This is a genomic window from Mycobacterium sp. TY814 (assembly GCF_030755175.1).
Lineage (GTDB): Bacteria > Actinomycetota > Actinomycetes > Mycobacteriales > Mycobacteriaceae > Mycobacterium.
Genome location: NZ_JAUFRY010000001.1, coordinates 840,118 through 853,855, shown reverse-complemented (window position 1 = coordinate 853,855; position 13,738 = coordinate 840,118). Strand labels below are relative to the sequence as shown.

The following is a 13,738-nucleotide window of genomic DNA, read 5'->3' as shown; positions in this document are numbered from 1 at the left end:
ATGATGTTCGTTATCGGCATTGTGCTGTTCGCACTCGCGATCCTCATCTCGGTCGCACTGCACGAGTGCGGCCACATGTGGGCCGCCCGCGCCACCGGCATGAAGGTGCGCCGCTACTTCGTCGGCTTCGGCCCGACGCTGTGGTCCACCCAGCGCGGCGAGACCCAATACGGATTCAAGGCCATCCCGGCGGGCGGCTTCTGCGACATCGCCGGTATGACCCCGGTCGAGGAGCTGGCTCCCGACGAGCAGGACCGCGCGATGTACAAGCAGGCCACCTGGAAGCGGGTCGCCGTGCTGTTCGCCGGTCCGGGTATGAACTTCGTCATCTGCCTGGTGCTGCTCTACGCGATCGCGTTGATCTGGGGTCTGCCGAATCTGCACCCGTCCACGAAGGCCATCGTCGGCGAAACCGGTTGTGTCGCTCAGGAAGTCAGCCAGGGCAAGCTCGACAAGTGTGACGGCCCGGGGCCCGCGGCGCTCGCGGGACTGCGCCCCGGCGACGTCGTCGTCAAGGTCGGCGACACCCCGGTCAGCACGTTCGAGGACATGGCCACGGCGGTGCGCAAGATGCACGGCAGCGTGCCGATCGTCGTCGAGCGCGACGGCAAGACGATCACCACCAACGTCACTGTCGAATCCACCCGCCGCTATGTCCCCACCGGACAGGACAACAAACTCGAGCCGGCCAACGTCGGCGCCATCGGTGTCGGCGCTCCGCGCAATGAACCCACCCGTTACAACGTGCTGTCGGCCGCGCCGGCCACCGTCGCGTTCGCCGGCCAGCTGACTGTCGAGGTCGGCAAGTCGCTGGCCGCCATCCCGACCAAAGTCGGGGCGCTCTTCCACGCGATCGGCGGCGGACAGCGCGACCCCCAGACGCCGATGAGCGTGGTCGGTGCCAGCATCGTCGGCGGAGACACCGTCGACCACGGGTTGTGGGTGGCGTTCTGGTTCTTCCTGGCCCAGCTGAACCTCGTGCTGGGCGCCATCAATTTGTTGCCTTTACTGCCTTTTGATGGCGGCCACATCGCCGTGGCTGTTTTCGAGAAGATCCGCAACTCGATCCGTACGGCCCGCGGCAAGGTTGCCGCCGCGCCGGTGAACTATCTGAAGCTGATGCCGGCGACCTATGTGGTGCTGATCTTCGTGGTCGGCTACATGTTGTTGACGGTCACCGCTGACCTGGTCAACCCGATCCGGCTCTTCCAGTAATAGAGAGAAGGCGAAACACAGTGACCATTGGCCTGGGTATGCCGCAACCACCGGCGCCCACGCTCGCTCCTCGGCGTCCCACGCGTCAGCTCATGGTCCGCGACGTCGGCGTCGGCAGCGACTACCCGATTTCCGTGCAGTCGATGTGCACGACCAAGACCCATGACGTCAACTCGACGCTGCAACAGATCGCGGAATTGACTGCGGCTGGTTGTGACATTGTCCGGGTGGCCTGCCCGCGGCAGGAAGACGCCGACGCGTTGGCCGAGATCGCCCGGCACAGCCAGATCCCGGTCATCGCCGACATCCATTTCCAGCCGAAGTACATCTTCGCGGCCATCGACGCCGGCTGCGCGGCGGTGCGGGTGAACCCGGGCAACATCAAGGAGTTCGACGGCCGCGTCGGGGAGGTCGCCAAGGCCGCCGGCGCCGCGGGTATCCCGATCCGCATCGGGGTGAATGCGGGATCGCTGGACAAGCGGTTCATGCAGAAGTACGGCAAGGCCACCCCCGAAGCGCTGGTGGAGTCGGCGCTGTGGGAGGCGTCGCTGTTCGAGGAGCACGGCTTCGGCAACATCAAGATCAGCGTCAAGCACAACGACCCGGTGGTGATGGTGGCGGCCTACGAGCAGCTGGCCGCGCAGTGCGACTACCCGCTGCACCTCGGCGTCACCGAGGCCGGTCCGGCATTTCAGGGCACCATCAAGTCCGCGGTGGCCTTCGGTGCGTTGCTCTCGCGTGGCATCGGGGACACCATCCGGGTGTCGCTCTCGGCGCCGCCGGTGGAGGAGGTCAAGGTCGGCACCCAGATCCTGGAGTCGCTGAACCTGCGGCCGCGCAAGCTGGAGATCGTGTCGTGTCCGTCGTGCGGACGGGCCCAGGTCGACGTCTACACGCTGGCCAACGAGGTCAGCGCCGGCCTGGACGGCCTGGAGGTGCCGCTGCGGGTCGCGGTGATGGGCTGCGTCGTCAACGGTCCGGGCGAGGCTCGCGAAGCCGACCTCGGAGTGGCGTCGGGCAACGGCAAGGGCCAGATCTTCGTCAAGGGCGAGGTGATCAAGACCGTGCCCGAAGCGCAGATCGTCGAGACGCTGATCGAGGAAGCGATGCGGCTCGCCGAGGAAATGGGCCTGGAAACCGAAGACGATCCCGGGACGGCAGCGAGCGGTTCGCCTATTGTGACCGTAAGCTGATAGGGGCCAAGTTAACTGGCCCCCGGTACGCACCACAGAGAGTTATGAGATGTCGGCTCCGCCCATCTTGCGCCTCGTCGGCGAGAGACGGGTTTCGGTGGTGCGCGATGCCGCCGCGGTATGGCGGGTCCTGGGTGACAATCCGGTCGAATCCTGCATGGTGGCCGCGCGAGTCGCGGACTACGGTGTCGAACCCAACTCCATCGGTGGCGAACTGTGGACCCGGCGCGCTCCCGAGGAATCGCTGTGCTTCGCCGGGGCTAACCTCATCCCGCTACGCGGCAATCTGATCGACCTGAACGCTTTCGCCGACGAAGCCAAGAGCACGGCCCGCCGGTGCTCGTCGCTGGTCGGCCGGGCCGATCTGGTGCTGCCGATGTGGCAGCGACTCGAGCCGGCCTGGGGCCCGGCCCGCGACGTGCGCGATCGGCAACCGCTGATGGCGCTGGACAGTCATCCCAATTGCGCGCTGGATCTCGAAGTGCGGCAGGTGCGGCCCGAGGAGATCGACGCTTACCTGGTGGCTGCCGTCGACATGTTCATCGGCGAAGTCGGCGTGGACCCGCGGCTGGGCGACGGCGGCCGAGGCTACCGGCGGCGGGTGGCCAGCCTGATTGCGGCCGGACGGGCCTGGGCCCGCTTCGAGCACGGGCAGGTCATCTTCAAGGCGGAGGTGGGGTCGCAGTCGCCGTCGGTCGGCCAGATCCAGGGGGTGTGGGTGCACCCCGAGCGGCGGGGCCTCGGACTGGGCACCACCGGCACCGCGACGCTGGCCGCCGTCATCGTCGGCAGCGGGCGCATCGCCAGTCTCTACGTCAACGACTTCAACACCGTCGCCCGGGCCGCCTACGCCCGGGTCGGTTTCAAAGAAGTCGGCACGTTCGCCACGGTGCTGCTGGATTAGTGGCGGGGTAGCGGTTCATTCCGCGAGTGGAACCGCCCTGCGACACTCGGCGCTCGAAATCGCAGCCTCGTTGCTTTCGCGCGGATAACGGTCAGGTCTCGGTGTGTCTGCGCCGACGTGACCGCATCAGTTCTTAACATCAGTACCGATGGTCACAATAGGCTCAAAAACCACACTGGCATCATCCGTTGCAGTTCTGCTGATGGCGCTGGTCGTACTGCCCGGATGCACCCCGAAGCCGGAAGGGCCAGGCCCCGCCGCCGAGAAGTTCCTGGCGGCCTTGTCCGTCGGGGACACCGCGACCGCCGCTCAGCTCAGCGACAACCCCAATGAGGCACGCGAGGCGCTCAATGCCGCCTGGGCCGGCCTGCAAGCGACCCACCTGGACGCACAGGTGCTGAGCTCGAAGTACGCCGAGGACACCGGCACCGTCGTCTACCGCTTCACCTGGCACCTGCCGAAGAACCGGACCTGGACCTACGACGGCCAGTTGAAGATGGCTCGCGACGAAGGGCATTGGCAGGTCCGCTGGGCGACCACCGGGCTGCACCCGAAGCTGGGGGAACACCAGACGTTCGCGTTGCGTGCCGACCAGCCGCGGCGCGCCTCGGTAAACGAGCTGGGCGGCTCGGACGTCCTGGCGCCCGGCTACATCTACAACTACTCGCTGGACGCCACCAAGGCGGGACCCGACCTGATCGGCACCGCGCACGCCGTCATCGACGCACTGCATCCGTTCAACGACACGCTCAACGATCCTCAGCTGCTGGCTGAAACGGCCAGCTCGGCCACCCAGCCGATCGACCTGGCCACGCTGTTGCCCGACGACAGCAACCGGGTGTTCCCGGCGATCGGGCAGCTGCCCGGCGTCGTGATCACCCCGCATCCGGAGTTGTTGCCCACCGATCCGCACTTTGCGCCGGCGGTCATGGCCGAGGTCAAGAAGTCGGTGATCGATCAGCTCGACGGCCAGGCCGGATGGCGCATCGTCAGCACCAACCAAAACGGTGTCGACGTCGCGGTGCTGCACGAGGTCGAAGGCTCGCCCGCGCCGTCGGTGTCGATCACCTTGGACCGGGCCGTGCAGGACGCGGCTCAGCATGCGGTCGACACTCGCGGTGGCAAGGCGATGCTGGTCGTGATCAAGCCGTCGACCGGAGAGATCCTGGCGATCGCTCAGAACGCCGGTGCCAACGCCGAGGGCCTGCTGGCCACCACCGGCCTGTACCCGCCCGGCTCTACCTTCAAGATGGTCACCGCCGGTGCCGCCGTCGACCGCGACATGGCGACCCCCAACACGATGGTCGGCTGCCCGGGCCACATCGACATCGGCCACCGCACCATTCCCAACTACGGCGGCTTCGATCTCGGTGTGGTGCCCATGTCGCGCGCCTTCGCCAGTTCCTGCAACACCACGTTCGCCGAACTGAGCGCCAAACTGCCGCCGCGCGGGCTGACGCAGGCCGCCACCCGCTACGGCATCGGGCTGGACTACCAGGTCGAGGGGATCACCACGGTCACCGGTTCGGTGCCGCCGACGGTTGACCTGACCGAACGCACCGAGGACGGCTTCGGCCAGGGCCGGGTGCTGGCCAGCCCGTTCGGCATGGCCCTGGTGGCGGCGACCGTCGCAGCGGGGAAGACCCCGGTGCCGCAGCTGATCGCGGGGCGGCCGACCACGGTCGCCGGCGACAACACGCCGATCAGCCCGAAGATGGTCGAGGCGTTGCGCCCGATGATGCGGTTGGTCGTCACCAACGGCACGGCAAAAGAGATCGCGGGCTGCGGGGAGATCTACGGCAAGACCGGGGAAGCCGAATTCGCGGGCGGCTCGCATTCCTGGTTCGCCGGATATCGCGGTGACCTGGCGTTCGCTGCCCTGATTGTCGGAGGCGGCAGCTCGGAGTACGCCGTGCGGATGACGAAAGTGATGTTCGACTCGCTACCGCCCGGCTACCTGGCCTAACGCGATTGCGGGCCCGCATCAGCGGTAAGTTGCGAAGGTGAGCATGACCGGGCCGGGCGGAGACATGGCGGCGATGCGGGTGTCGGACGCCGACCGCAACGGCACCATGCGCCGACTGCAGAATGCCCTGGCGCTCGGGCTGATCAACATCGACGAGTTCGAACAGCGCACCCGCCAGGTGTCCTACGCGCGCACCCGCGACGAGTTGGACAGGCTGGTCGGCGACCTGCCCGCGCCGGGAGAGATCGTCACCTCGGCGACCGACCGCGTGGAACTGCGGGGCTGGGCCGGCTCCCTGAAGCGCCACGGGGAGTGGACGGTGCCCACCCGGCTGTCGCTGGTGCGCCGGTTCGGGTCGATCGACCTGGACCTGACGAAGGCACGGTTCGCGGGTCCGGTGGTGGTCATCGAGATCGACATGAAGTTCGGCTCGCTGAACCTGTGGCTGCCCGAGGGGGCCAGCGCGTCGATCGACAACGTCGAAGCTTATGTGGGCAGTGCGTCGGATCGGCGCAAAGACCCGCCGGCCGAAGGCAATCCGCACGTGGTGCTGAGCGGTCAGGTGGTGTTCGGCTCGGTGATCATCCGCGGGCCGCGACGGACGTTGCTGCGCCGTCCCCGGTTGTGACTGCCCGCCGACCTGCGCAATGTGCGGTGTGGCGCCGGATCGGCTTGGACGCTCCGCCCAGGCTGTAATTCTGCAGTGGAAGTGCGAGTGGGGCTCGCCAATTCGGCAGGCTCGATGCGGCGCAGCCGCTCGGCGGCACTAACGGCGCAGCATCGTTAAGCTAGCTGCCATGCCTGTTCGAACCGCGCTGTCTCCCGGCGTGCTCTCCCCGACGCTGCCGGTACCCAAGTGGATCGCGCGCCCGGAGTACGTCGGCAAGTCCACCGCCAAAGAGGGCTCCGAGCCCTGGGTGCAAGACCCCGAGGTCATCGAGAAGATGCGGGTGGCGGGCCAGATCGCGGCGCGCGCGCTGCAAGAGGCGGGCAAAGCCGTCGCGCCGGGCGTCACCACCGACCAACTCGACCGCATCGCACACGAGTACATGGTCGACAACGGCGCCTACCCGTCGACACTGGGCTACAAAAATTTCCCGAAGTCGTGCTGCACATCGCTCAACGAGGTGATCTGCCACGGCATCCCGGACTCGACGGTGATCGAGGACGGCGACATCGTCAACATCGACGTGACCGCCTACATCAATGGAGTGCACGGCGACACCAACGCGACCTTCCTGGCCGGCGACGTCTCCGAGGAGCACCGGCTGCTCGTCGAGCGGACCCACGAGGCCACCATGCGCGCCATCAAGGCCGTCAAACCGGGACGGCAGCTGTCGGTGGTCGGCCGCGTCATCGAATCCTATGCAAACCGGTTCGGCTACAACGTGGTTCGCGACTTCACCGGCCACGGCATCGGCACCACGTTCCACAACGGGCTGGTGGTGCTGCACTATGACCAGCCCGCGGTGGAGACGGTCATCCAGCCGGGGATGACGTTCACCATCGAGCCGATGATCAACCTCGGCACCCTGGATTACGAGATCTGGGACGACGGCTGGACGGTGGTCACCAGGGACCGCAAGTGGACGGCGCAGTTCGAGCACACCCTGCTGGTCACCGAGACGGGCGCGGAAATCCTCACCCTGCCCTGAGCCTGTTGGCGCGAGCAGACACAAACTCGCACTGGTTCACCCGCAGTCGTGCGATTTCGCGTCTGTCCGCAACGGGGCCCCGAGGAAATGTAGCAATAACTGCCGCACCAGATGAATTCAACAGCGCACATTTGCTCCGGTTAAAGTAGAAGTGCGTTCTACGAATTCGGATATCGGACAGCTTCCTGTGTTGTAGCTTGACTGCTCGGGCTGAATTCTGGAGGCGGTATGGTGCGACCTGCGCACGGTTGGGCGAGTGGCGCGGCTCGTGCGTCGAGTTGCTCCCTGGCCGGGTCATGACGTTCTTCGCCCTTCCGCCGGAGGTCAACTCTGCCCGTATCTTCACCGGAGCCGGCCCTACCCCCATGCTGTCCGCTGCGGCGGCATGGGACGGATTGGCCAGTGAATTAGATTCGGCCGCAGCATCTTTCGATTCAGTGACGTCAGGGCTGGCTGGTGGCGTCTGGCAGGGGCCGTCCGCGGCGGCGATGGCAAACGCCGCCGCCCCCTATGTGGGCTGGCTTAATGCGGCGGCGTCCGGGGCGGCGGAGGTTGCCGGTCAGGCGCGGGTCGCGGCCGGGGCTTTCGAGGCGGCCAGGGCCGCGACGGTGCATCCAGCCGCATTGGTCGCGCATCGAGGACAATTGTTATCACTGGTTTTCTCGAACCTGTTCGGGCAGAACACCCCGGCTATCGCGGCGGCCGAAGCGGTCTATGAGCAAATGTGGGCGCAGGACGTCGCGGCAATGTCGGATTACTATTCGCAGGTTTCGGCTGCCGTCGCTCAATTGGTGCCATGGCAGAGCTCCCTACAGGACCTGGCCGGCCGGGTCGCCGGGTTGCTGGGGATCCGGGCGAACCCGCCGGCCGCAACTCCCGCGGCAGACAGCGCAGCCGCGCAGACAAGCCGCGCCGCTGAAGCAACCCCCGTTCCGGGGGCGGCTGCTGCCGGCGATCCGGTCGCAGCGCCCAGATCCGCCGCAGCGGCGTTGGCTGCCGGCATCGGCAATCAGGGCACCGGCAACAGCGGCAACGGAAACAGGGGCAACGACAACGTCGGCAGCGGCAACAGGGGCAGCGGCAACAACGGTGACGGCAACACCGGTTCGACCAACGGCGGCAGCGGCAACCAGGGCACCGGCAACGACGGTAACGGCAATATCGGCGACAACAATCGCGGCAGCGGGAATACCGGCAACTCCAACCAGGGCAACGGCAACCGGGGCAGCAACAACGCCGGGGACGGGAACCGGGGCAGCGGCAATGCCGGGAGTGGCAACACCGGTAACGGCAACGTAGGCAACGGCAACAACGGTGTCCTGAACAACGGTGACGGCAACACCGGCGGCTCGAACCCGGGCAACGGGAATACCGGTAACAGCAACCAGGGCAACGGCAATCAGGGCATCAGCAACACCGGCGACGGCAACCGCGGCAACTTCAACACCGGTAGCGGCAACACCGGCAACAGCAACGCCGGAAACGGCAACATCGGCAACCTGAACAGCGGCGACGGAAACAACAACACCGGCGACCTCGCCCACGGCAACGCCGGCGACGGCAACCTGGGCGGCGGCAACGCCGGAGATGGCAACAAAGGCGCCAACAACCAGGGCAACGGCAACCTCGGCGACGGCAATATCGGCGACGGCAACAAGGGCGCCACCAATCAGGGCATGGGCAACCTGGGTGACTCGAACGTCGGAAACGGCAACGAAGGCAACAACAACCGGGGCAACGGCAACCTGGGTAGCGGCAACACCGGCGACGCCAACAAGGGCGACAACAACGTGGGTGACGGCAACCTGGGCAACACCAACGGAGGCGACGGCAACAAGGGCAGCGCCAACGGCGGTTCCGGCAACCTGGGCGATGGAAACGTCGGCAACGGGAACAAAGGCGACAACAACGCCGGACTGGGCAACGCCGGCAATGCCAACAACGGCGACGGCAACAAGGGCAACGGCAACGCCGGCTTCGGTAACGCCGGCGACAACAACACCGGTGACGGGAACAAGGGCAACGCCAACTCAGGCGACGGCAATACCGGCAATAACAACCAGGGCAACGGTAACCGGGGCAATGACAACGTCGGCAACGGCAACTTCGGCAATGCCAATTCAGGTTTGGGCAACCGGGGCGACAACAACACCGGTAATGGCAACCTGGGCAACGGCAATGCCGGTTTCGGCAACAAAGGCGACAACAACCTGGGGTCGGGCAACCAGGGCAACGGAAACGTCGGTCACGGCGACATCGGCAGCAACAACACCGGTAGCGGCAACATCGGTAGCGGGAATGCGGGCAGCGGCAACCGCGGCATCGGGCTGGGGACCGGTGACAACAACCTGGGCAACGGCAATCAGGGCAGCAACAACACCGGTAGCGGCAACATCGGTAGCGGGAATGCGGGCAGCGGCAAGCGCGGCATCGGACTGGGGACCGGTGACAACAACATGGGCAACGGCAATCAAGGCAGCAACAACACCGGCAGCGGCAACATCGGCAACTCCAACGCCGGCAGCGGCAACACCGGGAGCGGCAACGTTGGCAACGGCAACGCCGGCAGCAACAACCAGGGTGGCGGCAACACCGGCAGCGGCAACGTCGGAGAGGGCAACCGGGGCAACGGCAACGCCGGGAACGGCAACGTCGGCAACAACAACCCCGGCATGGGAAACACCGGGACCGGCAATCAGGGTGGCGGGAACACCGGAACCAACAACCAGGGGTGGGGCAACAACGGCACCAACAACATCGGCTTCGGCAACACCGGGAACAACAACGTCGGGCTGGGGCTCACCGGTGACAACCAGTTCGGTATCGGCCGACTGAACTCGGGGTGGTTCAACCTGGGCCTGGGCAACTCCGGAAACTTCAATATCGGCTTCGGGAACTCGGGCAGCGGCAACATCGGCTTCGGTAATTCGGGGAACTACAACATCGGCTTCGGTAATGCCGGCAGCGGCAACTTGGGCTGGTGGAACGGCGGCACCGGCAACACCTTCGCGATGAACTCCGGTAACTACAACACCGGATTCTGGAACGCTGGCAACTTGAACACCGGTTTGTGGAATTCCGGCAGCGGCAACACGGGATTCTTCAACGCGGGCAGCACCAACACCGGCCTGTTCAACTCGGGCAGCACCAACACCGGCCTCTACAACTCCGGCAGCACGAACACCGGGCGGTTCAACGCGGGCAGCACCAACACCGGCAATTACAACTCGGGCGGCACCAACACCGGCGACTACAACTCGGGCGGCACCAACACGGGTGACTACAACGCCGGCGGGACGAACACCGGCAACTACAACGCCGGTGGCACCAACACGGGCAATTTCAACTCTGGTGGTACTAACACCGGCAGTTTCAACGCCGGTGGCACCAACTACGGCAGCTACAACGCGGGCGGCACCAATACCGGCAGCTTCAACGCGGGCGGCACCAACACCGGGTACTACAACTCGGGCGGCACCAACGCGGGCTACTACAACTCCGGTGGCACGAACACCGGCAACTACAACTCCGGTGGCACCAACACCGGCCATTACAACGCCGGCGGGACGAACACCGGCAATTACAACGCCGGTGGGACGAACACCGGCAACTACAACGCAGGTGGCACCAACACCGGCAACTACAACGCCGGTGGCACCAACACCGGCGACTACAACTCGGGCAACACCAATACCGGCAATCTGAACTCCGGGAACACCAATACCGGCAACCAGAACTCCGGGAACACCAATACCGGCAACCAGAACTCCGGGAACACCAATACCGGCAACCAGAACTCGGGCAACACCAATACCGGCAACCTGAACTCGGGCAATACCAACACCTTCGGCGACGCCTCCCGACCCGACGGCTACAACTCCGGCGACACCAACACCGGAAGCTACAACTCCGGCAACACCAACACCGGAAACCACAACTCCGGCAACACCAACACCGGCGACCTCAACTCCGGCAACACCAACTCCGGTGCGCGCAACTCGGGCAACACCAACACCGGCAACCTCAATTCCGGCAACACCAACACCGGAAACGCCAACTCCGGCAACACCAATACCGGCAACTTCAACTCGGGGAACACCAACAGCTACTACAACCCCAGCATCCCGGACGGCTACAACTCAGGGAACACCAACACCGGTAGCTACAACTCCGGCTTCACCGACACTGGCTTCCGGAACTCAGGCAACACCAACACCGGCACGGGCAACTCGGGTAACACCAACAGCGGCAACTACAACTCGGGCTTCACCAATACCGGCGACAAGAACTCGGGAAGCACCAACACCGGCAGCTTCAACTCCGGCAACACCAACACCGGCGACAAGAACTCCGGCTTCACCGACACCGGCAACGGAAACTCAGGCAATACCAACAGGTTTGACTTCAATTCCGGCAACACCAACACGGGCAACAAGAACGCCGGCTTCACCAACACCGGCGACGGCAACAGCGGGAATACCAACACCGGGGCCAACAACTCCGGTAGGACCAACACCGGTACCGGCAACAGCGGCGACACCAACACCGGATCCAGCAACTCCGGCAACACCAACACCGGCGACGGAAACAGCGGAAACACCAACTCTGGCGACAACAACTCCGGCAACACCAATACCGGTAGCCGAAACAGCGGCAGTACCAATACCGGCAACGACAACACCGGCAGTACCAACACCGGCGACGGCAACTCCGGGAACACCAACACCGGCAACAACAACTCCGGGAACACCAACACCGGCAACAACAACTCCGGCAGCTGGAACGTCGGCGACAACAACACCGGCAACGGGGCTCCGGTCGCCGCCTCGGGAACCAACAACGGTGCGGGCTCGTCAGGGTTCAACAATGCCGCGGCGTCCGGCACTTCCGGCTTCGGAAACAGCCTCAGCAACGGCACGTCGGGTGCCAACAATGTCGGTCTGGGCGGTGGAAACTCAGGCATCGGTAACGGTGGTGCGGGCGGCGGGAACTCGGGCACCGGCAACGGTGGCTTCGGCAGCTCAGGCAATTCCGGGAAAGACAACGGCGGGTTCGCCAACGGCGGCAATTCTGGTACAGGCAACGCGAGCCCGGGCGGCGGCAACTCCGGCGGTAGAAACAATGTGGCCGGCGGCGGAAACTCCGGCAATTTCAACAGCGGTGTCGGTGGCGGCAACTCGGGTACCAGCAACAGCGGTGCCGGCGGCGGCAACGCCGGCTCCAACAACTCCGGCAGCAACGGCAGCTCCGGCGAAGGCAACCAGGGCAGCGGCGGGAACTCCGGCTTCAGCAACAGCGGCAGCGCCGGACAGTCGGGGACCAACAACAGCGGGGGCGCCGGAAACTCCGGCACCAATAACAGCGGGTCGCTGGGCAGTTCAGGTGAGGCCAACGCCGGCGCGGGCGGCAATTCGGGCATCGGGAACAGGGGCAGCGCGGGTAACTCCGGCGAAGGCAATTCCGGCAGCGCCGGCAACTCGGGCTTCAGCAACAGCGGTGGTGGCGGCAACTCGGGCCGTAACAACACGGGCGTCACCTTCGGCAGTTCGGGCGCCAATAACATTGCCGCAGGCGGAAACTCGGGAACCAGCAACTCCGGTAGCGGCGGCAACTCCGGCTCCGGTAACGCGGGCAGCGCCGGCAACTCAGGTCTGAACAACAGCGGCGGCGGCGGCAACTCGGGCACCAGCAACACCGGGGCGACCTTCGGGAGCTCGGGCCTCAACAACGCGGCGGCCGGTGGCAGCTCAGGCACCGGCAACAACGGGACCGCCGGAAACTCGGGCTTCAACAACAACGGCAGCGGCGGACAGTCGGGCACCGGCAACAACGGCGGCGCCGGTACGTCCGGCTCGGGCAATAACGCCGCCGGCGGCAGCTCCGGTTCGGGCAACAACGGCACTGCGGGCAACTCGGGTACCGGCAACAACGGCAGCGCCGGGAACTCGGGCTCCAACAACAACGGCAGCGCCGGCAGTTCCGGCGCCAACAACAACGCGATCAGCTTCGGCAGTTCAGGCACCGGCAACATCGCCGCCTCGGGCAGCTCGGGTTCGGGCAACTCCGGCAGCGGCGGGGATTCCGGCACCGACAACGCGGGCAGCGCGGGCAGCTCCGGCAACAACAACAACGGCACGGCCGGCAGTTCGGGCAGCGGCAACGTCGGCGGCGGCAATGCCGGTTCGGGCAACATCGGCTTCGGCAGTTCCGGCGGCACCAACATCGGGGCCGGCAGTTCCGGCACCAGCAATCCCGGAGCGGGCAACGCGGGCACCGGCAACGTCGGTGGGGGGACGTCCGGCATCAACAACCCCGGCACGGGAAGCTCCGGTAACCAGAACTTCGGCTTCGGCACGTCCGGGAACTACAACGCCGGCGCCGGCAACTCGGGAACGCTGAACCCGGGCGCGGGCAGTTCGGGCCTGCTGAACATCTATGCCGGCGACTCCGGCTGGCTGGCATCGGGTTTGGGCAACTCGGGTCTGCTGACACTGGGTGCGGGCAACTCCGGCCTGGTGACGCCGGGCGCCGGCAACTCCGGCCTGCTGCTCGCCGGGCTGGGCAACTCCGGGACGCTGAATCTGGGCACGGCGCTGTCCGGCCCGTTGAATCTCGGCGCCGCCAATTCGGGCTTGCTCAATGTCGGCGCCACGCTGTCCGGTTTCGCCAACCTCGGGATCTACAACGCAGGTCTGCTGGACGTCGGTTACCTGCCGCGGGCGCTCTATGTCGGCAATCTCGCGTTCGAGGTCGCCACCTTCCTGCTCCGCCAACTGACGGGTCTGCTTCCCGGCGTGTAAACGCG

At 65.8% G+C, this 13,738-nt stretch carries 7 protein-coding genes; all 7 read left to right on the top strand.

The window, feature by feature from the left end:
* The 7 genes from QXH22_RS03445 (at window position 1) to QXH22_RS03415 (ending at window position 13,733) form a co-directional block, all read left to right on the top strand.
* Window positions 1-1,215 carry an RIP metalloprotease gene (locus QXH22_RS03445; protein ID WP_306241358.1) on the top strand — a complete coding sequence of 405 codons (1,215 nt, stop codon included), beginning with the start codon at window positions 1-3 and terminating at the stop codon, window positions 1,213-1,215.
* Window positions 1,216-1,235: 20 nt separating this feature from the next.
* Complete coding sequence (gene ispG, locus QXH22_RS03440) at window positions 1,236-2,408, top strand: flavodoxin-dependent (E)-4-hydroxy-3-methylbut-2-enyl-diphosphate synthase (RefSeq protein ID WP_306241357.1); 1,173 nt, start codon at window positions 1,236-1,238, stop codon at window positions 2,406-2,408.
* A 49-nt stretch (window positions 2,409-2,457) separates the two neighbouring features.
* On the top strand, window positions 2,458-3,312 hold the full coding sequence (locus QXH22_RS03435) for a GNAT family N-acetyltransferase (RefSeq protein ID WP_306241356.1): 855 nt from the start codon (window positions 2,458-2,460) through the stop codon (window positions 3,310-3,312).
* A 157-nt stretch (window positions 3,313-3,469) separates the two neighbouring features.
* Window positions 3,470-5,278 carry a penicillin-binding transpeptidase domain-containing protein gene (locus QXH22_RS03430; protein WP_371934201.1) on the top strand — a complete coding sequence of 603 codons (1,809 nt, stop codon included), beginning with the start codon at window positions 3,470-3,472 and terminating at the stop codon, window positions 5,276-5,278.
* A 43-nt stretch (window positions 5,279-5,321) separates the two neighbouring features.
* A complete protein-coding gene (locus QXH22_RS03425) occupies window positions 5,322-5,906 on the top strand; it encodes a DUF1707 domain-containing protein (protein ID WP_306244298.1) in 585 nt (194 codons plus the stop codon).
* A gap of 169 nt (window positions 5,907-6,075) precedes the next feature.
* Window positions 6,076-6,933, top strand: a complete 858-nt coding sequence (map, locus tag QXH22_RS03420; RefSeq protein WP_306241354.1) for a type I methionyl aminopeptidase — start codon at window positions 6,076-6,078, stop codon at window positions 6,931-6,933.
* 296 nt (window positions 6,934-7,229) lie between these two features.
* Complete coding sequence (locus QXH22_RS03415) at window positions 7,230-13,733, top strand: PPE family protein (protein WP_306274927.1); 6,504 nt, start codon at window positions 7,230-7,232, stop codon at window positions 13,731-13,733.
* Window positions 13,734-13,738 lie beyond the last annotated feature (5 nt).

What these genes read in the sequence shown, in the direction of transcription:
- QXH22_RS03445 (WP_306241358.1), top strand. Translation starts at nt 1, where the DNA reads ATGATGTTCGTTATCGGCATTGTGCTGTTCGCACTCGCGATCCTCATC.
- QXH22_RS03435 (WP_306241356.1), top strand. Translation starts at nt 2,458, where the DNA reads ATGTCGGCTCCGCCCATCTTGCGCCTCGTCGGCGAGAGACGGGTTTCG.
- QXH22_RS03425 (WP_306244298.1), top strand. Translation starts at nt 5,322, where the DNA reads ATGACCGGGCCGGGCGGAGACATGGCGGCGATGCGGGTGTCGGACGCC.
- map (WP_306241354.1), top strand. Translation starts at nt 6,076, where the DNA reads ATGCCTGTTCGAACCGCGCTGTCTCCCGGCGTGCTCTCCCCGACGCTG.
- QXH22_RS03415 (WP_306274927.1), top strand. Translation starts at nt 7,230, where the DNA reads ATGACGTTCTTCGCCCTTCCGCCGGAGGTCAACTCTGCCCGTATCTTC.